At 33.0% G+C, this 21,435-nt stretch carries 36 protein-coding genes; 33 read left to right on the top strand and 3 right to left on the bottom strand.

What is annotated here, in order from left to right:
• Positions 1–5: 5 nt before the first annotated feature.
• The 3 genes from ACQ65T_RS01255 to ACQ65T_RS01245 are packed head-to-tail and all read right to left on the bottom strand — an operon-like array spanning position 6 to position 2,728.
• The gene (locus ACQ65T_RS01255; RefSeq protein WP_430399298.1) at positions 6–326 is read right to left on the bottom strand and encodes a hypothetical protein; all 321 of its coding nucleotides are present in this window, start codon (positions 324–326) and stop codon (positions 6–8) included.
• 20 nt (positions 327–346) lie between these two features.
• Positions 347–1,081, bottom strand: a complete 735-nt coding sequence (gene rlmB, locus ACQ65T_RS01250) for a 23S rRNA (guanosine(2251)-2'-O)-methyltransferase RlmB (RefSeq protein WP_430399297.1) — start codon at positions 1,079–1,081, stop codon at positions 347–349.
• 51 nt (positions 1,082–1,132) lie between these two features.
• Positions 1,133–2,728: a hypothetical protein gene (locus ACQ65T_RS01245; RefSeq protein WP_430399296.1), complete on the bottom strand. Its 1,596-nt coding sequence runs from the start codon at positions 2,726–2,728 to the stop codon at positions 1,133–1,135.
• Positions 2,729–3,012: 284 nt separating this feature from the next.
• Here ACQ65T_RS01245 and rpsL point away from each other — a divergent pair, with 284 nt between their 5' ends.
• The 33 genes from rpsL to carA all read left to right on the top strand — a co-directional run bounded on the left by rpsL (position 3,013) and on the right by carA (position 21,429).
• Positions 3,013–3,396 (top strand): 30S ribosomal protein S12, encoded by a 384-nt coding sequence (rpsL, locus tag ACQ65T_RS01240; protein ID WP_264559595.1) that lies wholly within the window; start codon positions 3,013–3,015, stop codon positions 3,394–3,396.
• A gap of 24 nt (positions 3,397–3,420) precedes the next feature.
• The gene (gene rpsG / locus ACQ65T_RS01235; protein WP_264559594.1) at positions 3,421–3,897 is read left to right on the top strand and encodes a 30S ribosomal protein S7; all 477 of its coding nucleotides are present in this window, start codon (positions 3,421–3,423) and stop codon (positions 3,895–3,897) included.
• Between the two features lie 9 nt (positions 3,898–3,906).
• Complete coding sequence (gene fusA, locus ACQ65T_RS01230) at positions 3,907–6,063, top strand: elongation factor G (protein ID WP_430399295.1); 2,157 nt, start codon at positions 3,907–3,909, stop codon at positions 6,061–6,063.
• Positions 6,064–6,074: 11 nt separating this feature from the next.
• Complete coding sequence (gene rpsJ, locus ACQ65T_RS01225; RefSeq protein ID WP_264559592.1) at positions 6,075–6,380, top strand: 30S ribosomal protein S10; 306 nt, start codon at positions 6,075–6,077, stop codon at positions 6,378–6,380.
• Between the two features lie 229 nt (positions 6,381–6,609).
• Entirely contained in the window at positions 6,610–7,227 is a 618-nt protein-coding gene (rplC, locus tag ACQ65T_RS01220; protein ID WP_430399294.1) for a 50S ribosomal protein L3, read from the top strand.
• Positions 7,227–7,856, top strand: coding sequence for a 50S ribosomal protein L4 (gene rplD, locus ACQ65T_RS01215; protein ID WP_430399293.1), 630 nt, complete (start codon positions 7,227–7,229; stop codon positions 7,854–7,856). Before rplC ends, rplD begins: the two co-directional genes overlap by 1 nt.
• A gap of 8 nt (positions 7,857–7,864) precedes the next feature.
• A complete protein-coding gene (gene rplW / locus ACQ65T_RS01210; protein WP_430399292.1) occupies positions 7,865–8,155 on the top strand; it encodes a 50S ribosomal protein L23 in 291 nt (96 codons plus the stop codon).
• Between the two features lie 6 nt (positions 8,156–8,161).
• Positions 8,162–8,986, top strand: a complete 825-nt coding sequence (gene rplB, locus ACQ65T_RS01205) for a 50S ribosomal protein L2 (protein ID WP_430399291.1) — start codon at positions 8,162–8,164, stop codon at positions 8,984–8,986.
• A 10-nt stretch (positions 8,987–8,996) separates the two neighbouring features.
• Positions 8,997–9,275, top strand: coding sequence for a 30S ribosomal protein S19 (gene rpsS, locus ACQ65T_RS01200; RefSeq protein WP_264559587.1), 279 nt, complete (start codon positions 8,997–8,999; stop codon positions 9,273–9,275).
• Between the two features lie 5 nt (positions 9,276–9,280).
• Positions 9,281–9,691, top strand: coding sequence for a 50S ribosomal protein L22 (rplV, locus tag ACQ65T_RS01195; RefSeq protein ID WP_430399290.1), 411 nt, complete (start codon positions 9,281–9,283; stop codon positions 9,689–9,691).
• 8 nt (positions 9,692–9,699) lie between these two features.
• Positions 9,700–10,419: a 30S ribosomal protein S3 gene (rpsC, locus tag ACQ65T_RS01190; protein ID WP_430399289.1), complete on the top strand. Its 720-nt coding sequence runs from the start codon at positions 9,700–9,702 to the stop codon at positions 10,417–10,419.
• Positions 10,420–10,438: 19 nt separating this feature from the next.
• A complete protein-coding gene (gene rplP, locus ACQ65T_RS01185) occupies positions 10,439–10,864 on the top strand; it encodes a 50S ribosomal protein L16 (RefSeq protein ID WP_264559584.1) in 426 nt (141 codons plus the stop codon).
• Between the two features lie 12 nt (positions 10,865–10,876).
• Positions 10,877–11,068, top strand: coding sequence for a 50S ribosomal protein L29 (gene rpmC / locus ACQ65T_RS01180; RefSeq protein WP_320814588.1), 192 nt, complete (start codon positions 10,877–10,879; stop codon positions 11,066–11,068).
• 17 nt (positions 11,069–11,085) lie between these two features.
• Complete coding sequence (gene rpsQ / locus ACQ65T_RS01175) at positions 11,086–11,343, top strand: 30S ribosomal protein S17 (RefSeq protein ID WP_264559582.1); 258 nt, start codon at positions 11,086–11,088, stop codon at positions 11,341–11,343.
• Between the two features lie 2 nt (positions 11,344–11,345).
• Positions 11,346–11,714, top strand: a complete 369-nt coding sequence (rplN, locus tag ACQ65T_RS01170; protein WP_430399288.1) for a 50S ribosomal protein L14 — start codon at positions 11,346–11,348, stop codon at positions 11,712–11,714.
• A gap of 11 nt (positions 11,715–11,725) precedes the next feature.
• Positions 11,726–12,040: a 50S ribosomal protein L24 gene (gene rplX / locus ACQ65T_RS01165; protein WP_430399287.1), complete on the top strand. Its 315-nt coding sequence runs from the start codon at positions 11,726–11,728 to the stop codon at positions 12,038–12,040.
• Between the two features lie 2 nt (positions 12,041–12,042).
• The gene (gene rplE, locus ACQ65T_RS01160) at positions 12,043–12,594 is read left to right on the top strand and encodes a 50S ribosomal protein L5 (RefSeq protein ID WP_430399286.1); all 552 of its coding nucleotides are present in this window, start codon (positions 12,043–12,045) and stop codon (positions 12,592–12,594) included.
• 3 nt (positions 12,595–12,597) lie between these two features.
• Positions 12,598–12,867, top strand: a complete 270-nt coding sequence (gene rpsN, locus ACQ65T_RS01155) for a 30S ribosomal protein S14 (RefSeq protein ID WP_430399285.1) — start codon at positions 12,598–12,600, stop codon at positions 12,865–12,867.
• A 102-nt stretch (positions 12,868–12,969) separates the two neighbouring features.
• Entirely contained in the window at positions 12,970–13,368 is a 399-nt protein-coding gene (rpsH, locus tag ACQ65T_RS01150; protein WP_430399284.1) for a 30S ribosomal protein S8, read from the top strand.
• A 15-nt stretch (positions 13,369–13,383) separates the two neighbouring features.
• A complete protein-coding gene (rplF, locus tag ACQ65T_RS01145) occupies positions 13,384–13,926 on the top strand; it encodes a 50S ribosomal protein L6 (RefSeq protein ID WP_430399283.1) in 543 nt (180 codons plus the stop codon).
• A gap of 11 nt (positions 13,927–13,937) precedes the next feature.
• Complete coding sequence (gene rplR / locus ACQ65T_RS01140; RefSeq protein WP_430399282.1) at positions 13,938–14,288, top strand: 50S ribosomal protein L18; 351 nt, start codon at positions 13,938–13,940, stop codon at positions 14,286–14,288.
• A 6-nt stretch (positions 14,289–14,294) separates the two neighbouring features.
• A complete protein-coding gene (gene rpsE, locus ACQ65T_RS01135; protein WP_430399281.1) occupies positions 14,295–14,819 on the top strand; it encodes a 30S ribosomal protein S5 in 525 nt (174 codons plus the stop codon).
• A 13-nt stretch (positions 14,820–14,832) separates the two neighbouring features.
• Entirely contained in the window at positions 14,833–15,015 is a 183-nt protein-coding gene (gene rpmD, locus ACQ65T_RS01130) for a 50S ribosomal protein L30 (protein WP_264559575.1), read from the top strand.
• An 11-nt stretch (positions 15,016–15,026) separates the two neighbouring features.
• Positions 15,027–15,479, top strand: a complete 453-nt coding sequence (rplO, locus tag ACQ65T_RS01125) for a 50S ribosomal protein L15 (protein ID WP_430399280.1) — start codon at positions 15,027–15,029, stop codon at positions 15,477–15,479.
• Between the two features lie 13 nt (positions 15,480–15,492).
• Positions 15,493–16,842, top strand: a complete 1,350-nt coding sequence (secY, locus tag ACQ65T_RS01120) for a preprotein translocase subunit SecY (RefSeq protein ID WP_430399279.1) — start codon at positions 15,493–15,495, stop codon at positions 16,840–16,842.
• A gap of 5 nt (positions 16,843–16,847) precedes the next feature.
• A complete protein-coding gene (gene infA / locus ACQ65T_RS01115; protein WP_007136545.1) occupies positions 16,848–17,063 on the top strand; it encodes a translation initiation factor IF-1 in 216 nt (71 codons plus the stop codon).
• Positions 17,064–17,073: 10 nt separating this feature from the next.
• Positions 17,074–17,190 (top strand): type B 50S ribosomal protein L36, encoded by a 117-nt coding sequence (gene ykgO / locus ACQ65T_RS01110; protein ID WP_002987490.1) that lies wholly within the window; start codon positions 17,074–17,076, stop codon positions 17,188–17,190.
• Between the two features lie 2 nt (positions 17,191–17,192).
• Entirely contained in the window at positions 17,193–17,567 is a 375-nt protein-coding gene (rpsM, locus tag ACQ65T_RS01105; protein ID WP_430399278.1) for a 30S ribosomal protein S13, read from the top strand.
• 9 nt (positions 17,568–17,576) lie between these two features.
• Complete coding sequence (gene rpsK / locus ACQ65T_RS01100) at positions 17,577–17,960, top strand: 30S ribosomal protein S11 (RefSeq protein ID WP_264559571.1); 384 nt, start codon at positions 17,577–17,579, stop codon at positions 17,958–17,960.
• A gap of 90 nt (positions 17,961–18,050) precedes the next feature.
• Entirely contained in the window at positions 18,051–18,656 is a 606-nt protein-coding gene (rpsD, locus tag ACQ65T_RS01095) for a 30S ribosomal protein S4 (protein WP_430399277.1), read from the top strand.
• Positions 18,657–18,678: 22 nt separating this feature from the next.
• Complete coding sequence (locus ACQ65T_RS01090; protein WP_430399276.1) at positions 18,679–19,671, top strand: DNA-directed RNA polymerase subunit alpha; 993 nt, start codon at positions 18,679–18,681, stop codon at positions 19,669–19,671.
• A gap of 61 nt (positions 19,672–19,732) precedes the next feature.
• Positions 19,733–20,209, top strand: coding sequence for a 50S ribosomal protein L17 (gene rplQ / locus ACQ65T_RS01085; RefSeq protein WP_430399275.1), 477 nt, complete (start codon positions 19,733–19,735; stop codon positions 20,207–20,209).
• 110 nt (positions 20,210–20,319) lie between these two features.
• Positions 20,320–21,429: a glutamine-hydrolyzing carbamoyl-phosphate synthase small subunit gene (gene carA, locus ACQ65T_RS01080; RefSeq protein ID WP_430399274.1), complete on the top strand. Its 1,110-nt coding sequence runs from the start codon at positions 20,320–20,322 to the stop codon at positions 21,427–21,429.
• The last annotated feature ends 6 nt before the right edge of the window (positions 21,430–21,435 follow it).

Genomic DNA, 21,435 nt, shown 5'->3' with positions numbered 1-21,435 from the left:
TTTCTTTATTCTCTACCAAGTTTTCTATTTATTTTTTGAATTTTTTTAAGGTCAGATTTCCAAAGAACTAAACTATACATCCCAATTTTATGTAATCTGTTTTCTTCCACATCTTGATTTAAAGCCCATTTTATCCAAACCTTAGATAAAAATTCCCATAAAATCCAAGCTATTACACATCCAATTATCCCAGATTCGGTAAATTTTAATGAAGTATAGCTATATAATATATAAATAGTAGAAATTATAATTATTGTTACAGGAAGATTTACTATTAAAAAACCTGAAAGAATAAGTTTTGAGTTACTTAGCTCTTGTTTTTTCATTTGTGATTTATTTTTAAAATCTACTGTCTTTGTCTAACTGTTTCATATAAAAAAGCGCCACAAGCCACTGATACATTTAATGATTCTATAGTTCCATACATTGGTAATTTTGCTTTTTCATCTACAATTTTCAATACTGAAGGGTTTACACCTCTGTCTTCACTTCCCATAATTATGGCAACAGGTTCAGCTAGTGATATATCGTAAATAGTATTGTCGGTTTTTTCAGTTGCAGCCACAGTTTTTATTCCGCTTCCTTGTAAAAAGAAAATTGCATCTTTAATATGATCTACTTTACAAATCGGCACATTAAATACTGCTCCAGCACTAGTTTTAACTGTGTCTCCATTAACAGGTGCAGAACCTTGTTTTTGAATGATAATTCCGTCAACTCCAGTACATTCTGCAGTTCTTATTATTGCTCCAAAATTTCTAGCATCAGACAATTGGTCTAATATTAAAAACAAAGGTGTTTTTTCTTTTTCTAAAACAGCTGTAACCAATGTTTCTAAATCATGGAAAGAGACAGGTGAAATACTTGCAACAGCACCTTGGTGGTTTTTAGAAGTTAATCGGTTTAGCTTTTCAACAGGAACATAAACAAAATTAATATTGTTTTTCTTCATTGTTTTTAAAAGTTCTTGCATCAATTCGCCTTGAGCATCTTTTTGAATAAAAACTTTATCTACTTCTTTACCTGCAACAATAGCTTCAATTATTGCTCTAATTCCAAATATTTGATTTTCTTTTTCCATTTGGCAAAGATAAATTAAAGTTAGAAGTAAAAGTTACAAGTTAGAAATTTTTTAAAAATTCGTTTTAAAACTAATATGGATAATGGAATTAGAAAGTTTTATAGCTTGTTCATTTGTGGATCCATTTGCGTAAACCAAATTAAAAAGACCGTTATTAGTTAGTAATCCAAATCCAAACCCAAGTCCTAATAAGCTATCTTGTAAATTTGATGCTTTATCTTGAAAATAACCGTAATCAGTAATTGAATGGATATATACATTTGGTGCTAAGATATAGTTGTATTCAAGCATTAATCCTGAGAAAAAATTAGCTTGCAAACTATTTTCTCTAAAACCTCTAATGGAATTAATTCCTCCAAAACGATACAGTTCGTTTATTATATACGCTTCACTATTCAAATAAAACGTTTGGTTTTTTATTCGAATGTTGTTCTTCGTGTTTAAGTATAGTGTGTGAGAAGCGTCTATTTGTCCAAAAAACTGATAAGTTTTTTCAGAAGCTATTTTTCGATTTCCAAAACCTGTTTTGAAAATAAAATTTGTTCTTTCTGGAAATAAAAAATCATCTATTTTTCTTTTAAAATACTCAAAACTTGTAGTGTAAAATGTATTGGTAAAAGTATTTAAAGTTGTGGAATTCGCTTTTTGAATGTCAACCGATTTTGTGTTTTGAAAACCTAAATATACTTTCTTGTTATAAGTAAAATAATAACCTAAATTAAAATCAGCAAGTGTGTTTTGGAAAGTACTGTCTCTTTTAAATATTCTTATATCAGCTTTTAATCCAAGCGGACTTTTAAATAAGTAAGGTAGTTCAGTTCCTAAATTAAATGAGGTTTGTTGATTTCCGTCATTTTTCCAATACAGTTTGAATTTTTCTCCAGAATTAAATATGTTTTGTAAAGATAAATCTAAATAACCATTAAAAACTAATTTGCTGTTTTCATCGTTTGAAAACCCAATGAAACCGTCAAACTTATTAGGTGTTGATTTTTCTAAATAGGTGTAAATTTTTGTTGAATTTTGAGTAAATAAAATTTCAGGATACTTGGTTTGAGTAATGAATGGAAGCTCCGAGAAATCATCATTAATTTCTTTTACTAAATCTTGGTTGAAAGTTCTTTTTTTATATTTTTTTACCCAATTATTTTTAATATTTGTTGGGAATTTATCATATCCAAGAATGAGCAAATCATCAACTGTTCTTTTTTGATTTAATTCAACAAATAAATTAGCAGAAAGTCCTTTTTTGGTTTGCTTATGATTGGTAAGTGAAAGTTTGGCTAAGGAGTAACCTTTCTTTTCAAGTAAGTTGACTTTAGATTGCATCCAACTCTCAGTTTCGTTTATTTTCAATTGAATAGAATCGGATTCGATTTGAAGAATACTTAGAAGTTCTTTTGAAATTGTACCTAAATATATATGTATGTATTTTAAAGGTAATCCTAGTTTATATTGAAATACAAATGTGCAGTCATTTATTTTTGTTTGGTTTATTAATTCAGCTTCAAAAAAACCATTGTTTTGAAGTTTTAAATCAAACTTTTCTTTTTCTTTTAAAATATCGGCAACAAGATTGTGCTGACTCTTATAGTTTAAAGAGTCAATTTGTTTTGTTTCCAGTTCGTTTTCTCCTTTAATTTTCAAATAAAAATTTTGTGATAAAGAAAGATTACACAGAAATAAAGTAAAAAAAAGTATAAAATATTTCATCGTTGTAAAGAAACGTAAAAAAAATAAAATAAGTGTAATGTCTTGTAAATAGCTTGATATATCTATTCTAGAAATCAGTTTTTTGAAAAAGAAGAATGAATTCATTTAGAGTTCATTGAAAATTAATAGATTAAGTTTGTTTTATATAAATTAATCATTACATTTGCATCCCCTAAAAAGCGGGGATATTAAATTATTAGTAACAATTATTAACAGTTATGCCAACAATTCAACAATTAGTAAGAACAGGAAGAGCCAAAATAACTAAGAAGAGTAAATCGGCTGCTTTAGATTCTTGTCCTCAAAGAAGAGGGGTTTGTACGCGTGTGTATACTACAACACCAAAAAAACCAAACTCAGCAATGCGTAAAGTTGCGCGTGTGCGTTTGACAAATGGTAATGAAGTAAATGCTTACATCCCTGGAGAAGGACATAATTTACAGGAGCACTCGATAGTATTAGTTAGAGGTGGAAGAGTTAAAGATTTGCCAGGTGTTAGATACCACATTGTACGTGGTGCTTTGGATACTGCCGGAGTTAGCGGTAGAACTCAAAGAAGATCTAAGTACGGAGCAAAAAGACCAAAAGACGCTAAAAAGTAATTTTTAAACTTTTAAAGAAAAGACATGAGAAAAAGAGCAGCCAAAAAAAGACCTCTTTTACCGGATCCTAAATTTAACGATCAGTTAGTAACACGTTTTGTAAACAACTTAATGTGGGATGGTAAAAAATCAACAGCTTTTAAAGTATTTTATGATGCATTAGACATTGTAGAAGCTAAAAAAGGAGATACAGAAAAAACAGCTTTAGAGCTTTGGAAAGATGCATTAACAAATGTTATGCCTCACGTAGAAGTTAGAAGCCGTAGAGTAGGTGGAGCAACGTTCCAAATACCAATGCCAATTCGTCCAGATAGAAAAATTTCTACTGCAATGAAATGGTTAATATTATATGCAAGAAAAAGAAATGAGAAATCTATGGCAGGTAAATTGTCATCTGAAATCTTAGCGGCTTCTAAAGAAGAAGGTGCTGCGGTTAAGAAAAGAATGGATACTCATAAAATGGCAGATGCAAATAAAGCATTCTCACACTTTAGATTTTAATTAGAAGAAATGGGAAGAGATTTAAAATATACAAGAAATATAGGGATTGCTGCTCACATTGATGCTGGTAAAACAACAACAACAGAGCGTGTATTATTCTATACTGGGAAATCACACAAGATTGGTGAAGTACATGATGGTGCTGCAACAATGGACTGGATGGCTCAAGAACAAGAAAGAGGTATTACAATTACTTCTGCTGCAACTACTTGTGAGTGGAATTTTCCAACTCAACAAGGTAAAATTTTGCCAGAATCTATACCTTATCACTTTAATATTATTGATACTCCTGGACACGTTGATTTTACTGTAGAGGTAAATCGTTCTTTACGTGTATTAGATGGTTTGGTTTTCTTATTTAGTGCTGTTGATGGTGTTGAGCCTCAGTCAGAAACGAACTGGAGACTTGCTGATCAATATAGAGTTCCTCGTATGGGGTTTGTTAACAAGATGGACCGTCAAGGATCTAACTTTTTAGCAGTTTGTCAACAAGTTAAAGATATGTTGAAATCAAATGCTGTTGCTATTACTTTGCCTATTGGTGAAGAGAATGACTTCAGAGGTGTAGTTGACTTAGTTAAAAATCAAGCTATTGTATGGCATGATGAAACTCAAGGAGCTACTTTTGATATTATTGACATTCCAGCTGATATGGTTGATGAAGTAAAAGAATATCGTTCAATCCTTATCGAAGAAATCGCGACTTATGACGAGAATCTTTTAGATAAGTATATGGAAGATGAAAATTCTATTACTGAAGATGAAATTAATGCTGCATTAAGAGCTGCTACAATTGACATGGCTATCATTCCTATGATTGCTGGTTCTGCGTTTAAAAACAAAGGAGTTCAATTTATGTTAGATGCTGTATGTAAGTATTTGCCATCTCCAATGGATAAAGAAGGTATTGAAGGAATTCACCCTGATGATGCTGATTTATTAGAAGAAGATCAAACTAAAATATTACGTAAGCCAGATGTTAAAGAGCCATTCGCTGCTTTAGCATTTAAAATTGCTACTGACCCTTATGTTGGTCGTTTGGCATTTTTCCGTGCTTATTCAGGACGTTTAGATGCTGGATCTTATATTTTGAACACTCGTTCAGGAAATAAAGAGCGTATCTCTCGTATTTACCAAATGCATGCTAATAAACAAAATCCAATCGAATATATTGAGGCTGGAGATATTGGGGCTGCTGTAGGATTTAAAGATATCAAAACTGGGGATACAATGTGTGACGAAAAGCACCCAATTATTCTTGAGTCAATGAAATTCCCTGATCCTGTAATTGGTATTGCTATTGAGCCTAAAACAAAAGCTGACGTAGATAAAATGGGTATGGCTTTAGCTAAATTAGCTGAAGAGGATCCTACATTTACAGTTAGAACTGATGAGGCTTCAGGTCAAACTATTATTTCTGGTATGGGTGAGTTACACTTGGATATCTTAATTGATAGAATGAAACGTGAATTTAAAGTTGAAGTTGATCAAGGTGAGCCTCAAGTAGAATATAAAGAAGCATTTACAAGATCTGCAACTCATAGAGAGACTTACAAAAAACAATCTGGTGGACGTGGTAAATTCGGTGATATCGTATTTACTCTTGAGCCTGCTGAAGAAGTTGATGGTAAGCCTGCAATTGGTCTTCAGTTCATTAATGCTGTTAAAGGTGGAAACGTGCCTAAGGAATATATTCCTGCAGTTGAGAAAGGTTTCCGTGAAGCTATGAAAACAGGTCCGTTAGCGGGTTATGCTGTAGATAGTTTAAGGGTAACTTTATCTGATGGATCATTTCACCCTGTAGATTCTGATGCGCTTTCTTTCGAATTAGCTGCTAAGTTAGGTTATAAAGAAGTTGCAAAAGCTGCTGGTGCTGTTATCCTTGAGCCTATTATGAAAATCGAAGTTATTACTCCTGAAGAAAACATGGGTGATATCGTTGGTGATTTAAATAGAAGAAGAGGTCAGGTTAATGACATGGGAGATAGATCTGGTGCAAAAACTATTAAAGCAGATGTGCCATTATCAGAAATGTTTGGTTATGTAACAACATTAAGAACATTGTCATCTGGTAGAGCAACTTCTACTATGGAGTTTTCACACTATGCAGAAACGCCTTCTAATATTTCAGAAGAGGTAATTAAAAAAGCAAAAGGTAACGCTTAATTTTTAAGAAAATGAGTCAAAAAATCAGAATAAAATTAAAATCTTACGATCACATGTTGGTAGATAAGTCTGCTGAAAAGATTGTAAAAACTGTAAAGAGTACTGGAGCTGTAGTTACTGGTCCTATTCCTTTACCAACTAACAAAAAGATTTTCACTGTTTTACGTTCACCACACGTTAACAAAAAATCTAGAGAGCAATTTGAATTAAGCTCTTACAAGAGATTATTAGATATTTATAGTTCTTCTTCAAAAACTATTGATGCTTTAATGAAATTAGAGTTACCAAGTGGGGTTGAAGTTGAAATTAAAGTATAATTTCATATAAGCTGATTAAACAGTTTAAAATAAAAACCGCCTGTGTTTATTCACAGCGGTTTTTTTTAACACTTCAAGTTGCTTTTTTAGATAAAATTTAATCATTTTTTGTCTAACTAATTATATTTGCGGTATTTAAAAAATAATTATATATTTGCACCCTCAAAAAGAGGTGTGTATTTATTGTATGTGCACAAAAAACAAAAATTTAATTAATAATTAGTTTAATATGTCTGGGTTAATCGGAAGAAAAATTGGCATGACTAGCATTTTTGATGAAAACGGGAAAAACATTCCTTGTACAGTAATCGAAGCTGGTCCATGTGTAGTTACCCAAGTCAGAACCGAGGAGGTTGACGGGTACGTTGCTCTACAACTTGGTTTCGATGACAAATCTGAAAAACAAACTGTTAAAGCTGAGGCAGCTCACTTTAAGAAAGCAGGAACTGTTGCGAAGAAAAAAGTCGTTGAAATTAAGGAGTTTGAACAAGAGCACAAATTAGGTGATGTTATCACTGTAGACTTATTCATCGAAGGTGAGTTTGTAGACGTTCAAGGAGTTTCAAAAGGTAAAGGTTTTCAAGGAGTTGTAAAGCGTCACGGTTTTGGTGGTGTTGGTCAAGCGACTCATGGTCAACATAACCGTTTGAGAGCGCCAGGTTCTGTTGGAGCTTCATCTTACCCATCTAGAGTATTCAAAGGAATGCGAATGGCTGGAAGAATGGGTGGTGATAATGTTACAGTTCAAAACTTAAAAGTTTTGAAAGTTGTTGCTGAAAAGAACTTATTAGTTGTTAAAGGAGCTATTCCTGGACACAAGAACTCTTATGTAATCATTCAGAAGTAATGGAAGTAAAAGTAGTAGATTTCAACGGAAAAGATACTGGAAGAAAAGTTCAACTTTCTGATTCAGTATTCGCAATTGAGCCAAATAATCATGCAGTATATCTTGATGTTAAGCAATATTTAGCTAATCAAAGACAAGGTACTCACAAAGCTAAAGAAAGAGCTGAAGTTACTGGAAGTACTCGTAAGATTAAAAAGCAAAAAGGAACAGGTACAGCTCGTGCTGGAAGTATAAAAAATCCATTGTTTAAAGGAGGAGGAACTGTTTTTGGTCCTAGACCAAGAAGTTATTCTTTCAAATTAAACAAAAACTTAAAAAGATTAGCAAGAAAATCTGCTTTATCTATTAAGGCAAAAGAGTCAAATTTGATTGTTCTAGAAGACTTCAATTTTGATGTACCAAACACTAAAAATTTCATTAATGTATTGAAAGCTTTAGGGTTAGAGAATAAAAAATCTTTATTTGTGTTGGGCGATTCAAATAAAAATGTATATTTGTCGTCACGTAATTTAAAGAAGACTTCTGTTGTAAGTTGCTTAGAATTAAGTACTTACACTGTTTTAAACACTAATACTTTAGTTGTTTTAGAGGGTGCGATAGGAGAAATCGAAGAAAATTTAAGTAAATAATTAAGGTTATGAGTATCATTATTAAACCTATTATAACTGAAAAAATAACCAAACTTAGTGAGGTTTATAACCGTTTCGGTTTTGTAGTTCAGAAAACAGCAAATAAAATTCAAATCAAAAATGCAGTTGAAGCTGCTTATGGTGTGAGTGTTGAGTCTGTTAATACTATGACATACAGAGCTGACAGATCGGTAAAATATACTAAAAGTGGTTTGATCAGTGGGAAAACAAATGCTTATAAGAAAGCAATTGTACAAGTAAAAGAAGGTGAAACAATAGATTTTTATAATAATATCTAATAGAATATGTCAGTTAGAAAATTAAAACCTATTACCCCAGGTCAGCGATTTAGAGTTGTGAATAGCTTTGACACTATTACAGCTGATAAGCCGGAACGCTCTTTGTTGGCGCCGAAAAAAAACTCTGGAGGTAGAAATAGTCAAGGAAAAATGACCATGCGTTATATGGGCGGTGGTCACAAACAAAAGTATCGTCTTATTGATTTTAAAAGAACTAAAGCAGGAATTCCAGCTACAGTTAAAACTATCGAATACGATCCGAACCGTTCTGCTTTTATTTCATTATTAGCTTATGCTGATGGTGCAAAAACTTATGTTATTGCACAAAATGGATTACAAGTAGGACAAACTTTAGTTTCAGGTCCAGATGCATCTCCAGAAATTGGAAATGCAATGCCTTTAAGTAAAATTCCTCTAGGAACTGTAATTTCATGTATTGAGTTACGTCCAGGTCAAGGTGCTGTTATTGCGCGTTCGGCAGGAACTTTTGCTCAATTAATGGCGAGAGATGGAAAATATGCTACAATTAAAATGCCTTCTGGTGAAACAAGATTAATCTTGTTAACTTGTTCGGCTACAATTGGAGCTGTTTCTAACTCTGATCATCAATTAGTTGTATCAGGAAAAGCTGGTAGATCTAGATGGTTAGGTAGAAGACCGAGAACAAGACCGGTAGCAATGAACCCAGTTGATCACCCAATGGGTGGTGGTGAAGGACGCTCTTCAGGAGGTCACCCACGTTCAAGAAAAGGTTTACCAGCTAAAGGTTATAGAACTCGTTCTAAAGTTAACCCGAGTAACAAGTATATTGTAGAACGTAGAAAGAAATAATAAGTAAGATATGGCACGTTCATTAAAAAAAGGACCTTATGTTCATTATAAATTGGATAAAAAAGTTCAAGATAATGTAGAGAAAGATAGTAAAGCTGTGATCAAAACATGGTCAAGAGCTTCTATGATTACTCCAGATTTCGTTGGGCAAACTATCGCAGTTCATAACGGTCGTCAATTTGTACCTGTTTACGTTACTGAAAACATGGTAGGACATAAATTAGGAGAATTTTCACCAACTAGATCTTTTAGAGGTCATGCAGGTGCAAAAAATAAAGGTAAAAAATAAGAGGCATGGGAGTTCGTAAAAGAGAAACAGCAGATGCGAGAAAAGAGGCTAATAAGTCTATTGCTTTCGCAAAATTGAATAACTGCCCTACTTCACCTAGAAAAATGCGCATTGTTGCAGATTTAGTAAGAGGTCAGAAGGTAGAATTAGCTCTTAATATTTTAAGATTTAATAGCAAAGAAGCTTCTAATAAACTTGAAAAACTTTTGTTGTCGGCTATCGCTAATTGGCAAGCTAAAAACGCAGAAGCAAGTTTAGAAGATGCAGGCTTAATCGTTAAAGAGATCAGAGTTGATGGTGGTGCTATGTTGAAAAGACTTAGACCAGCACCTCAAGGTCGCGCTCATAGAATAAGAAAGCGTTCTAATCACGTTACAATCGTATTAGGATCTAATAATAACACACAAAGTAATTAATAAACAGTATGGGACAAAAGACAAATCCAATTGGAAATAGACTTGGTATCATCAGAGGGTGGGACTCAAACTGGTATGGTGGAAATGACTATGGTGATAAAATCGCTGAAGACTACAAAATCAGAAAGTATATCCACGCACGTTTATCAAAAGCTAGTGTATCTAAGATAATTATCGAAAGAACTTTAAAACTTGTAACCGTTACTATCACTACTGCTAGACCTGGTATCATTATTGGAAAAGGTGGGCAAGAGGTAGACAAGTTGAAAGAAGAACTTAAGAAAATTACCGATAAAGAAGTTCAAATCAATATTTTTGAAATCAAAAGACCTGAGTTAGATGCTTATTTAGTAGCTAACAGTATTGCACGTCAAATCGAAAACAGAATCTCATACAGAAGAGCTATTAAAATGGCTATATCTGCTGCAATGAGGATGAATTCTGAAGGGATTAAAGTGTTAATTTCTGGTCGTTTGAATGGTGCTGAAATGGCTCGTTCAGAAGGTTTTAAAGATGGTAGAATTCCTTTGTCAACTTTCAGAGCTGATATTGATTATGCATTGGCTGAAGCGCATACTACTTATGGTAGAATGGGAATCAAAGTGTGGATAATGAAAGGTGAGGTTTATGGAAAAAGAGATCTTTCTCCGTTAGTAGGTATGGACAAACAAAAGTCTAAATCTGCAGGATCTGGAAAAGGTAAACCTAACAGAAGCAAAAGAAAGTAATTTTTTAAACTAAAGAAAAATGTTACAGCCTAAAAGAACAAAATACCGTAAGGTACAAAAAGGTAGAATGAAGGGTAACTCTCAAAGAGGGCATGAACTTTCAAATGGAATGTTTGGTATTAAATCTGTACATGAAAATGGAATGTTCTTGACTTCTCGTCAAATCGAAGCAGCTCGTATTGCAGCTACTCGTTATATGAAGAGGGAGGGACAATTATGGATTAAAATATTCCCAGACAAGCCTATTACTAAAAAACCTCTTGAAGTACGTATGGGTAAAGGTAAAGGTGCAGTAGAATACTGGGCTGCAGTTGTTAAACCAGGAAAGATAATGTTTGAAGTTGGTGGAGTTCCACTTTCTGTTGCAAAAGAGGCTTTACGTCTTGCTGCTCAAAAACTTCCTGTAAAAACTAAGTTTGTCGTTGCTAGAGATTTTCAAGCATAATCTAAATTTATTATGAAACAATCAGAAATAAAAGATCTATCTGCAGTAGAATTGCAAGAGAAACTTAGTCAATTAAAGAAAACGTATGCTGATTTAAAAGCAGCTCATACGATTTCACCAATTGAGAATCCTCTTCAAATAAAAACTATTAGAAGAGCTGTAGCTAGAATTGCTACAGAGTTAACTAAAAGAGAGTTACAATAATTGTATTCTGCTGAAAGATGGAAAAAAGAAATTTAAGAAAAGAAAGAGTTGGTGTTGTTACTAGTAACAAAATGGAGAAATCTATTGTTGTTTCAGAAACAAAAAGAGTAAAACACCCTATGTACGGTAAGTTCGTGTTGAAAACAAAGAAATATGTTGCACACGACGAAACAAACGACTGTAACATTGGAGATACTGTAAGAATTAGCGAAACGCGTCCTTTAAGTAAATCTAAATGTTGGAGATTAGTTGAAATCATTGAAAGAGCTAAGTAATTATGGTACAACAAGAATCAAGATTAAAAGTAGCAGATAACACAGGAGCAAAAGAAGTTTTGACTATCCGTGTTTTAGGAGGAACGAAACGTCGTTATGCCTCTGTTGGAGATAAAATTGTAGTTTCTGTTAAAGATGCTACTCCAAACGGTAACGTAAAAAAAGGAGCAGTTTCTACAGCAGTAGTTGTACGTACAAAGAAAGAAGTGAGAAGAGCAGATGGGTCTTATATCCGTTTTGATGATAACGCTTGTGTTTTGTTAAATGCAACTGGTGAGATGAGAGGAACACGTGTTTTTGGTCCAGTAGCAAGAGAACTTCGTGAAAATAAATTCATGAAAATTGTATCATTAGCACCAGAGGTGCTTTAATATCTAAAATGATGACAAAGCTAAAAATTAAATCTGGAGACGTAGTTAAAGTTATTGCTGGAGACCATAAAGGTTCTGAAGGTAAGGTTTTACGCGTTATCCGTGATAAAAATAAAGCGGTAGTTGAAGGTGTAAATATGGTTTCAAAACATACGAAACCAAGTGCAAAAAACCCTCAAGGAGGTATCGTTAAGAAAGAGGCTCCAATGCATATTTCTAACTTGTCTTTGATTGACCCTAAGTCAAAAGAAGCAACTAAAGTTGGTTATAAAGTTGAAGGAGATAAGAAAATCAGATTTTCAAAGAAATCTAATCAAGTATTATAGTAATGGCTTATATACCTAGATTAAAAGAAGAATATAAGAGTAGAGTAATCTCTGCTCTTACAGAAGAATTCGGTTACAAAAATGTTATGCAAGTTCCTAAACTTGAAAAAATTGTTGTAAGCCGTGGAGTTGGTGCAGCTGTATCTGACAAAAAGTTAGTTGATTACGCTGTAGAAGAAATGACTAAAATTACTGGTCAATTAGCAGTAGCTACTATTTCTAAGAAAGACGTTGCGTCTTTTAAATTAAGAAAAGGTATGCCAATTGGTGCTAAAGTTACTTTACGTGGTGAAAGAATGTATGAGTTTTTAGATAGACTTATTACTTCATCTTTACCTTCAGTAAGAGACTTTGGTGGAATTAAAGCTAGCGGATTTGACGGTAGAGGTAATTATAACTTAGGAGTTTTAGAGCAAATTATTTTCCCAGAGATTGATATTGATAAAATTAATAGAATTTCAGGTTTTGATATTACTTTTGTAACATCTGCAAGTACAGATACAGAAGCTAAAGCATTATTAACAGAACTAGGTTTACCTTTTAAAAAGAACTAAGATATGGCTAAAGAATCAATGAAAGCCCGTGAGGTTAAAAGACAAGCAACTGTAGATAAGTACGCTGAAAAGAGAGAAGCTTTAAAAAAAGCTGGAGACTATGATGCATTACAAAGATTGCCTAAAAATGCTTCTCCTGTACGTTTACATAATCGTTGTAAATTGACAGGAAGACCAAGAGGTTATATGCGTCAGTTTGGTCTTTCTCGTGTTACGTTCCGTGAAATGGCTAATCAAGGTTTGATTCCAGGTGTTAAAAAAGCATCTTGGTAATCTCGTAAAAAGTTATTACTTTTGCAATCCAAATAAAAATTAATTGGTTACAGGTTCGTTTGGCGAGTGCCAAACGAAAACCATAACCGCAATTCTATACAAATGTATACAGATCCAATTGCCGATTATCTTACAAGAGTTAGAAATGCAGTAGCTGCAAACCACAAAGTGGTTGAAATCCCTGCTTCTAACCTTAAAAAAGAAATCACAAAGATTTTATTCGATCAAGGATATATCTTAAGTTACAAATTTGATGATAACTCTGTTCAAGGGACTATTAAAATTGCTCTTAAATATGATAAAGTGACTAAAGAGTCAGTTATCAAAGATATCCAAAGAATTAGTAAACCAGGTTTACGTAAATATTCAGGTTCTTCTACTTTACCTAGAATCTTAAACGGTTTAGGTATTGCTATCGTTTCTACATCTAAAGGTGTAATGACTGGTAAGCAAGCAAAACAACTTAATGTTGGTGGAGAAGTTATTTGTTACGTATATTAATAAAAAGACGAAAGAATGTCAAGAATAGGTAAAAATCCAATTGCAATACCAGCAGGAGTAACTGTAGAAGTGAAAGATGCTGTTGTTACAGTAAAAGGAAAATTAGGCGAGCTTTCTCAAGAATTTTCTGATGTTACGGTTAAAATTGAAGATAACAATGTTATCGTTGAGCGTTCATCAGATCATAAAAATGAGCGAGCGAAACACGGACTTTATCGTTCTCTTATAAACAATATGATTATAGGGGTATCTGAAGGTTTTACAAAATCGTTAGAATTAGTTGGTGTAGGTTATAGAGCATCTAATCAAGGTCAAAAACTTGATTTGGCTTTAGGATTTTCACACAATATAGTTTTAAATATTGTACCAGAAGTTCAAGTGGAAACTATATCTGAAAAAGGTAAGAATCCAATAGTAAAATTATCATCATTTGACAAACAATTATTAGGTCAAGTTTCTGCTAAAATCAGAGGTTTCCGTAAACCAGAACCTTACAAAGGTAAAGGGGTTAAGTTTGTAGGTGAAGTATTAAGAAGAAAAGCAGGTAAATCAGCTTAAAAATTAAGACTATGTCATTAACAAAAACTGAAAGAAGACAGAGAATAAAATTCAGAATTAGAAAGACTGTAAGCGGAACAGCTGCTCAGCCAAGACTATCTGTTTTTAGATCTAATAAAGAAATCTATGCTCAAGTCATAGATGATGTAAACGGTGTAACGCTAGTTGCTGCATCTTCACGTGAAAATGAAGTTGTAAAAGGTACAAACGTTGAAACTGCTAACGCAGTTGGAAAATTAGTTGCTGAAAGAGCACTTAAAGCTGGTATTAGCACAATATCTTTTGATAGAGGAGGATATTTATATCATGGACGTGTAAAATCATTAGCTGAAGGAGCTAGAGAAGCAGGACTTAAATTCTAAGAAATTATGTATCAAAATTATAAAAACATAGAACTAGTTAAACCAGGAGGTCTTGATTTAAAAGACCGTTTGGTTAACGTAAACCGTGTAACAAAAGTTACTAAGGGAGGTAGAGCATTTGGTTTTTCTGCAATTGTAGTAGTTGGAGACGAACACGGTGTTGTAGGTCATGGTTTAGGAAAATCTAAGGATGTATCAGAAGCTATTGCTAAAGCAGTAGAAGATGCAAAGAAAAACTTAGTAAGAATCCCTTTATATGGTCATACTGTACCTCACGAACAAAAAGGAAAATTTGGTGGAGCTAGAGTTAATTTAATGCCTGCGTCGCATGGTACCGGAGTTATTGCTGGTGGTGCTGTACGTTCAGTATTAGAGTCTGTAGGGATTCATGATGTATTATCTAAATCTCAAGGTTCTTCAAATCCTCATAACGTTGTTAAAGCTACTTTTGATGCTTTATTACAAATGAGAAGTGCTGCAACAGTTGCAAAACAAAGAGGGCTTTCTCTAGATAAAGTATTTAAAGGTTAAAATTCAAGGAAAAATGGCAAAAATATTAGTAAAACAAGTAAAAAGTAAAATCAACTGTCCTCTTGATCAAAAGAGAACATTGGAAGCTTTAGGTCTTCGTAAAATGGGACAAGTTGTTGCGCATGATGCAAATCCTGCTATCCTTGGAATGGTAAATAAAGTTAAACACTTAGTTTCTGTAGAAGAAACTAAATAATAATATTCGTTATGAATTTAAGTAACTTACAACCGGCTGAAGGGTCAACGCATAACCAAAATAAAAGATTAGGTAGAGGAGAAGGTTCTGGTAAAGGTGGTACTGCGTCTCGTGGTCACAAAGGAGCAAAATCTCGTTCTGGTTATTCTAAGAAAATTGGTTTTGAAGGAGGGCAAATGCCTCTTCAAAGACGTGTACCTAAGTTTGGTTTTAAAAATATCAACAGAAAAGAGTACCAAGGAATAAACCTTGATACAATTCAAATGTTAGTAGATAACGGTGTGATAACTGATACACTAGATTTTTCAGTGTTAGTTGAAACTCGTTTAGCTACAAAAAATAGCTTGGTAAAGATTTTAGGAAGAGGTGAGCTAAAAACTAAATTAAAAGTAAGTGCTCACAAATTTACTGCAACTGCTAAAGCGGCTATTGAAGCTGCTGGTGGAGAAGTAGTAAGTTTATAATCTAATTAGTAAAATGAAGAAATTTATAGATTCATTAGTCAATGTTTGGAAAATAGAAGAGTTAAGGAGTAAAATAACTTTTACTTTACTTATCTTGCTTGCTTACCGTTTTGGTGCACAAGTTACTTTACCGGGTATTGATGCTACTCAATTAGGTAACCTTACAAATCAAACTGACGAAGGTATTGGTTGGTTAATTAATGTATTTACAGGAGGCGCGTTTTCGCAGGCTTCTGTATTTGCATTAGGTATCATGCCGTATATTTCTGCTTCTATTGTTGTTCAGTTAATGGGAATTGCGGTTCCTTATTTACAGAAGCTTCAAAAGGACGGTGAAAGCGGTAGAAAAAAAATTAACCAAATTACAAGATGGTTAACTATCCTTATTACTCTTGTTCAAGCGCCAGGTTATATTTATAACCTTAATTCTACTTTACCAAGTGAAGCGTTTGTTCCTGAGTTTTTCTCATTCTTTTTCTTGTCGATTTCTGTTCTTATTTTAGTTACAGGTACGATATTTGCAATGTGGTTGGGTGAAAAGATTACTGATAAAGGTATTGGTAATGGTATCTCATTATTAATTATGGTGGGTATTATTGCTAGAATGCCACAGTCATTCATTCAAGAAGTAACTTCAAGAACAACTCAAGCTAATGGAGGTGTTATGATGATTGTATTAGAACTTATTTTATGGTTCATTGTAATTATAGCATGTATCTTGTTAGTTATGGCAATGCGAAAAGTTCCTGTGCAATATGCAAGAAGAACTGTTTCGGGTGAATTTGAAGAAGATTCAATGGGAGGGTCAAGACAATTCATTCCTTTAAAGCTTAATGCATCTGGTGTAATGCCAATTATATTTGCTCAAGCTATAATGTTTATACCTGCTGCGGTTTCTGGTTTGGCAAAAGAATCAGATACAGCGCAATCATTAGCTGGAATGTTTAATGATCCGTTTGGATTAGTATATAATATAGTATTTGCTTTGTTAATAATAATTTTTACGTATTTTTACACCGCAATTACTGTACCAACAAATAAAATGGCTGATGATTTAAAGAGATCAGGTGGTTTTATTCCTGGTTTTCGTCCTGGTGTTGAAACCGGCGATTACTTAGATAAAATCATGTCTTTAATTACATTTCCAGGTTCTCTATTTTTAGCACTTATTGCGGTTTTACCTGCTGTTGTTGTTAGTTTATTAGGAGTTCAAGGAGCTTGGGGTTATTTTTATGGAGGAACATCATTATTGATTATGGTCGGAGTTGCAATTGATACAATTCAACAAATTAATTCATACTTGTTAAATAAGCATTATGATGGTTTGATGAAGAGTGGTAAAAATAGAAAAGCAGTAGCTTAATATTTATGGCAAAACAATCAGCAATAGAACAAGACGGATCAATAATCGAAGCATTATCAAATGCAATGTTTCGTGTTGAGTTAGAGAATGGACATATAGTAATCGCTCATATTTCTGGAAAAATGCGTATGCATTATATAAAATTATTACCAGGAGATAAGGTAAAACTTGAAATGAGCCCTTACGATTTGTCTAAAGCAAGAATTACATATAGATACTAAAGCTATTAAAATGAAAGTAAGAGCATCAGTTAAAAAGAGAAGTGCCGAGTGCATTATTGTGCGTAGAAAAGGAAGATTATACGTTATTAACAAAAAGAATCCTAGATTTAAACAAAGACAAGGATAATTATGGCTAGAATTGCAGGGGTAGATATACCTAAACAAAAAAGAGGAGTTATCGCATTAACCTATATCTTTGGAATAGGTGCTAGTAGAGCTAAAGAAATTTTAGCTAAAGCTAATGTAAGCGAAGATAAGAAAGTTCAAGATTGGAATGATGATGAAATTAGCGGAATTCGTGATGCTGTTTCTTATTTCAAAATTGAAGGAGAATTACGTTCAGAAATTCAATTAAACATTAAGCGTTTAATGGATATTGGATGTCAAAGAGGTATTCGTCATAGAGCTGGACTTCCGTTAAGAGGTCAAAGAACTAAGAATAACTCTAGAACTAGAAAAGGTAAAAGAAAAACTGTTGCTAACAAGAAAAAAGCAACTAAATAATAAGTAAGTATGGCTAAAGCAACAGCAAAAAAACGTAAAGTTATCGTTGAATCTACTGGAGAAGCTCATGTTAGTGCTACTTTTAATAATATCATTATTTCTTTGACAAATAAGAAAGGTGAAGTTATTTCTTGGTCTTCAGCTGGTAAAATGGGTTTCAGAGGTTCTAAAAAGAACACTCCATATGCAGCACAGTTAGCATCTGAAGATTGTTCAAAAGTAGCTCTTGAAGCTGGACTTAAAAAAGTAAAAGTTTACGTTAAAGGTCCAGGTAACGGTAGAGAATCTGCTATTCGTTCTATACACAATAGTGGAATCGAAGTAACAGAAATCATTGACGTTACTCCAATGCCTCATAATGGATGTAGACCTCCTAAGAGAAGAAGAGTTTAAATATAATTTAGTATAACCTAGGTAGGTTTACGATTATCGAAGGATTTATTTAGACCTGAATTCATAATCCCTACCTTAATTTAATTTGAAATGGCAAGATATACTGGTCCAAAAACTAAAATTGCTCGTAAATTTGGCGAAGCAATATTCGGAGAAGACAAAGCTTTCGAAAAAAGAAATTACCCACCTGGTCAACATGGAATGGCTAAAAGAAGAGGTAAAAAATCTGAATACGCTGTTCAGTTAATGGAGAAGCAAAAAGCTAAATATACTTATGGTATTTTAGAAAAGCAATTCAGAAACTTATACAAAAAAGCTGCTGCAGCTTCTGGTGTAACAGGTGAAATTTTACTTCAATTATGTGAATCTCGTTTAGATAACGTAGTATATAGAATGGGTGTAGCTCCTTCTCGTAGAGCTGCACGTCAAATAGTTTCTCATAGACATATTACAGTTAATGGAGAGTTAGTAAACGTTCCTTCATATCACTTAAAAGCTGGAGATAAAGTTGCTGTAAGAGCAAAATCTAAATCTCTTGAAACGATTGCTAATTCATTAGCAAATGCTTCTCAAGTATATGAGTGGATTACTTGGAACAATGATACAATGGAAGGTACTTATGTTGCTGTTCCTCAAAGATTACAAATTCCAGAAAACATTAAAGAGCAACTAATCGTTGAGTTGTATAACAAATAAAATCTGACATTAGTCGAATTATATGGCATTATTTAATTTTCAAAAGCCCGATAAAGTTATCATGATCGATTCAACCGATTTTGAAGGTAAATTCGAATTTAGACCTTTAGAACCTGGTTACGGATTGACTGTTGGTAATGCATTAAGAAGAGTTTTGCTTTCTTCTTTAGAAGGATACGCTATCACATCAGTTAGAATGGAAGGAGTTGAACACGAATTCTCTACTATTTCTGGTGTTGTAGAAGATGTAACAGAAATTATCTTAAATCTTAAACAAGTTCGTTTTAAAAGACAAATTGAAGATATTGATAATGAATCTGTTTCTATTTCTTTAACAAATAAAGAGCAAATAACTGCTGGTGATTTCCAAAAATTTATTTCTGGTTTTCAAGTATTAAATCCAGATTTAGTTATTTGTAATTTAGACAGCAAAACAACTATCAATATGGAACTATCTATCGAAAAGGGTAGAGGTTATGTTCCTGCTGAAGAAAACAAAAAAGCAAACGCACCTATAGGTACAATTTATACTGACTCTATTTACACACCAGTAAAAAATGTTAAGTATTCTATTGAGAATTTCCGTGTGGAGCAAAAAACTGACTACGAAAAATTAGTTTTTGAAATCCAAACAGATGGTTCTATCAATCCTAAAGATGCTTTAACTGAAGCAGCTAAAACGTTGATTCACCACTTTATGTTGTTTTCTGATGAGAGAATTACACTTGAGGCTGATGAAATTGCTCAAACAGAATCATATGATGAAGAATCTTTGCATATGAGACAGTTATTGAAAACTAAATTAGTTGATATGGACTTGTCAGTAAGAGCTTTAAATTGCTTAAAAGCGGCTGAAGTTGATACATTAGGAGACTTGGTTTCTTTCAATAAGAATGATTTAATGAAGTTCAGAAACTTTGGTAAAAAGTCTCTTACAGAACTTGATGAATTAGTTGCGGCTAAAAATCTTTCTTTTGGAATGGATTTAAGCAAATATAAATTAGATAAAGAATAAATTACTTCATATTTTGCTCTCCATAGTGGATTGCAGCAAGATGAAGGTTAAATAGTTAGTCATGAGACACGGAAAAAAATTCAACCATTTAAGTAGACAATCAAGTCACAGAAAAGCTATGTTAGCTAATATGGCTTGTTCGTTAATAGAACACAAGCGTATTAATACAACTGTTGCTAAGGCAAAAGCTTTAAAAATGTTTGTTGAGCCTCTTGTAACAAAATCAAAAGAAGATACTACTCATAACAGGCGTATCGTTTTCTCTAAATTAAGAGATAAATATGCTGTTACTGAATTATTCAGAGAAGTGGCTTCAAAAGTAGCTGATCGTCCAGGTGGATACACTCGTATTATTAAGTTAGGAAATCGTTTAGGAGATAATGCTGATATGGCAATGATCGAATTAGTTGATTTCAATACACTATATACAGCTGGTAAAAAAGAAGTTAAGAAAACTACTCGTCGTGGTAAGAAAAAAGCTGATGGTGCTGATGCTCCTGTTGCTGATGCTTCTGAAAACACAGATACTGCAGAATAATCATGATAATTTGATTACATATAAAAAAAGGATAAACATTGTTTATCCTTTTTTTATATACCATAATTTCAATTTTTAATTTAAATTTGCACAACAAACAACAACACACAATGAAATACACTAATCGTTCACAAGCTTTATTACTGTTAAAAGACGGTACTATTTTTTATGGTAAATCAATTGGTATTGATGGCAAAACTTTTGGAGAAGTTGCTTTTAACACTGGAACTACTGGTTATCAAGAAATTTTCACAGACCCTTCTTACTTTGGACAGATTATGGTTACAACTAATGCCCATATTGGAAATTATGGTGTTAATCAAAATGAAGTTGAATCTAATTCTGTAAAAATATCTGGTTTAGTTTGTAAAAACTTTAGTTTTAATTATTCAAGAGCAAATGCAGAACAAAGCTTATATGACTATTTAGAAAAAGAAAATTTAATAGTAATTTCTGATGTTGATACAAGAGCATTGGTAAGTTATATTAGAGATCATGGGGCAATGAATGCTATTATTTGTACAGATGGAACTCCAGTGGAACAATTAATGAAAGAGTTTGATGCTATTCCCGATATGAAAGGTTTAGAATTAGCTTCTAAAGTTTCAACTAAAGAGCCATATTACTTCGGCAGTGATAATTCAAAATATAAAATTTCTGCTTTAGATTTAGGTATAAAAACTAATATTTTAAGAAATTTAGCTTCAAGAGATTGTTATATAAAAGTTTTCCCATATAACGCATCTTATGAAGATATGAAATCGTTTTCTCCAGACGGTTATTTCCTTTCAAATGGGCCTGGTGATCCAGAGCCATTACAAAGTGCTCAACAAGTTGCAAGGGATATTATGAATGAAAATAAACCCTTGTTTGGTATTTGTTTAGGGCATCAAGTTATTGCATTAGCAAATGGTGTTTCCACATACAAAATGTTTAACGGACATAGAGGAATTAATCATCCAGTTAAAAATTTAATCACAGGTAAAGGTGAAATTACTTCACAAAATCACGGTTTTGCAGTAAATAGAGAAGAATTAGAAGCACACCCTGATTTAGAAATTACGCATTTACACTTGAATGACAATACGGTTGCTGGAATGCATTCTAAATCTAAAAACTGTTTTTCAGTTCAATACCATCCTGAGGCTAACCCAGGACCCCATGATTCAACTTATTTGTTTGATCAGTTTATAGAAAATATCAATTCATTAAAAAATTAAAATATA

This window comes from Flavobacterium sp. (assembly GCF_965284515.1).
Taxonomy (GTDB): Bacteria; Bacteroidota; Bacteroidia; order Flavobacteriales; family Flavobacteriaceae; genus Flavobacterium.
The sequence above is the reverse complement of the archived record's forward strand: the minus strand, read 5'-3'. Positions and strand labels throughout refer to the sequence as shown.

Coding starts and splice junctions, on each gene's coding strand:
- ykgO (WP_002987490.1), top strand. CDS start 17,074: ATGAAAGTAAGAGCATCAGTTAAAAAGAGAAGTGCCGAGTGCATTATT.
- rpmC (WP_320814588.1), top strand. CDS start 10,877: ATGAAACAATCAGAAATAAAAGATCTATCTGCAGTAGAATTGCAAGAG.
- rplB (WP_430399291.1), top strand. CDS start 8,162: ATGTCAGTTAGAAAATTAAAACCTATTACCCCAGGTCAGCGATTTAGA.
- rpsJ (WP_264559592.1), top strand. CDS start 6,075: ATGAGTCAAAAAATCAGAATAAAATTAAAATCTTACGATCACATGTTG.
- rpsS (WP_264559587.1), top strand. CDS start 8,997: ATGGCACGTTCATTAAAAAAAGGACCTTATGTTCATTATAAATTGGAT.
- rpsQ (WP_264559582.1), top strand. CDS start 11,086: ATGGAAAAAAGAAATTTAAGAAAAGAAAGAGTTGGTGTTGTTACTAGT.
- ACQ65T_RS01255 (WP_430399298.1), bottom strand. CDS start 326: ATGAAAAAACAAGAGCTAAGTAACTCAAAACTTATTCTTTCAGGTTTT.
- rpsH (WP_430399284.1), top strand. CDS start 12,970: ATGTATACAGATCCAATTGCCGATTATCTTACAAGAGTTAGAAATGCA.
- rpsN (WP_430399285.1), top strand. CDS start 12,598: ATGGCTAAAGAATCAATGAAAGCCCGTGAGGTTAAAAGACAAGCAACT.
- rplN (WP_430399288.1), top strand. CDS start 11,346: ATGGTACAACAAGAATCAAGATTAAAAGTAGCAGATAACACAGGAGCA.
- rpmD (WP_264559575.1), top strand. CDS start 14,833: ATGGCAAAAATATTAGTAAAACAAGTAAAAAGTAAAATCAACTGTCCT.
- infA (WP_007136545.1), top strand. CDS start 16,848: ATGGCAAAACAATCAGCAATAGAACAAGACGGATCAATAATCGAAGCA.
- rplF (WP_430399283.1), top strand. CDS start 13,384: ATGTCAAGAATAGGTAAAAATCCAATTGCAATACCAGCAGGAGTAACT.
- rplV (WP_430399290.1), top strand. CDS start 9,281: ATGGGAGTTCGTAAAAGAGAAACAGCAGATGCGAGAAAAGAGGCTAAT.
- fusA (WP_430399295.1), top strand. CDS start 3,907: ATGGGAAGAGATTTAAAATATACAAGAAATATAGGGATTGCTGCTCAC.
- rpsK (WP_264559571.1), top strand. CDS start 17,577: ATGGCTAAAGCAACAGCAAAAAAACGTAAAGTTATCGTTGAATCTACT.
- ACQ65T_RS01090 (WP_430399276.1), top strand. CDS start 18,679: ATGGCATTATTTAATTTTCAAAAGCCCGATAAAGTTATCATGATCGAT.
- rplW (WP_430399292.1), top strand. CDS start 7,865: ATGAGTATCATTATTAAACCTATTATAACTGAAAAAATAACCAAACTT.
- rplC (WP_430399294.1), top strand. CDS start 6,610: ATGTCTGGGTTAATCGGAAGAAAAATTGGCATGACTAGCATTTTTGAT.
- rpsD (WP_430399277.1), top strand. CDS start 18,051: ATGGCAAGATATACTGGTCCAAAAACTAAAATTGCTCGTAAATTTGGC.
- rpsC (WP_430399289.1), top strand. CDS start 9,700: ATGGGACAAAAGACAAATCCAATTGGAAATAGACTTGGTATCATCAGA.
- rplR (WP_430399282.1), top strand. CDS start 13,938: ATGTCATTAACAAAAACTGAAAGAAGACAGAGAATAAAATTCAGAATT.
- secY (WP_430399279.1), top strand. CDS start 15,493: ATGAAGAAATTTATAGATTCATTAGTCAATGTTTGGAAAATAGAAGAG.
- rplQ (WP_430399275.1), top strand. CDS start 19,733: ATGAGACACGGAAAAAAATTCAACCATTTAAGTAGACAATCAAGTCAC.
- rpsG (WP_264559594.1), top strand. CDS start 3,421: ATGAGAAAAAGAGCAGCCAAAAAAAGACCTCTTTTACCGGATCCTAAA.
- carA (WP_430399274.1), top strand. CDS start 20,320: ATGAAATACACTAATCGTTCACAAGCTTTATTACTGTTAAAAGACGGT.
- rpsL (WP_264559595.1), top strand. CDS start 3,013: ATGCCAACAATTCAACAATTAGTAAGAACAGGAAGAGCCAAAATAACT.
- rplO (WP_430399280.1), top strand. CDS start 15,027: ATGAATTTAAGTAACTTACAACCGGCTGAAGGGTCAACGCATAACCAA.
- rlmB (WP_430399297.1), bottom strand. CDS start 1,081: ATGGAAAAAGAAAATCAAATATTTGGAATTAGAGCAATAATTGAAGCT.
- rpsM (WP_430399278.1), top strand. CDS start 17,193: ATGGCTAGAATTGCAGGGGTAGATATACCTAAACAAAAAAGAGGAGTT.
- rplX (WP_430399287.1), top strand. CDS start 11,726: ATGACAAAGCTAAAAATTAAATCTGGAGACGTAGTTAAAGTTATTGCT.
- rpsE (WP_430399281.1), top strand. CDS start 14,295: ATGTATCAAAATTATAAAAACATAGAACTAGTTAAACCAGGAGGTCTT.
- rplP (WP_264559584.1), top strand. CDS start 10,439: ATGTTACAGCCTAAAAGAACAAAATACCGTAAGGTACAAAAAGGTAGA.
- rplD (WP_430399293.1), top strand. CDS start 7,227: ATGGAAGTAAAAGTAGTAGATTTCAACGGAAAAGATACTGGAAGAAAA.
- rplE (WP_430399286.1), top strand. CDS start 12,043: ATGGCTTATATACCTAGATTAAAAGAAGAATATAAGAGTAGAGTAATC.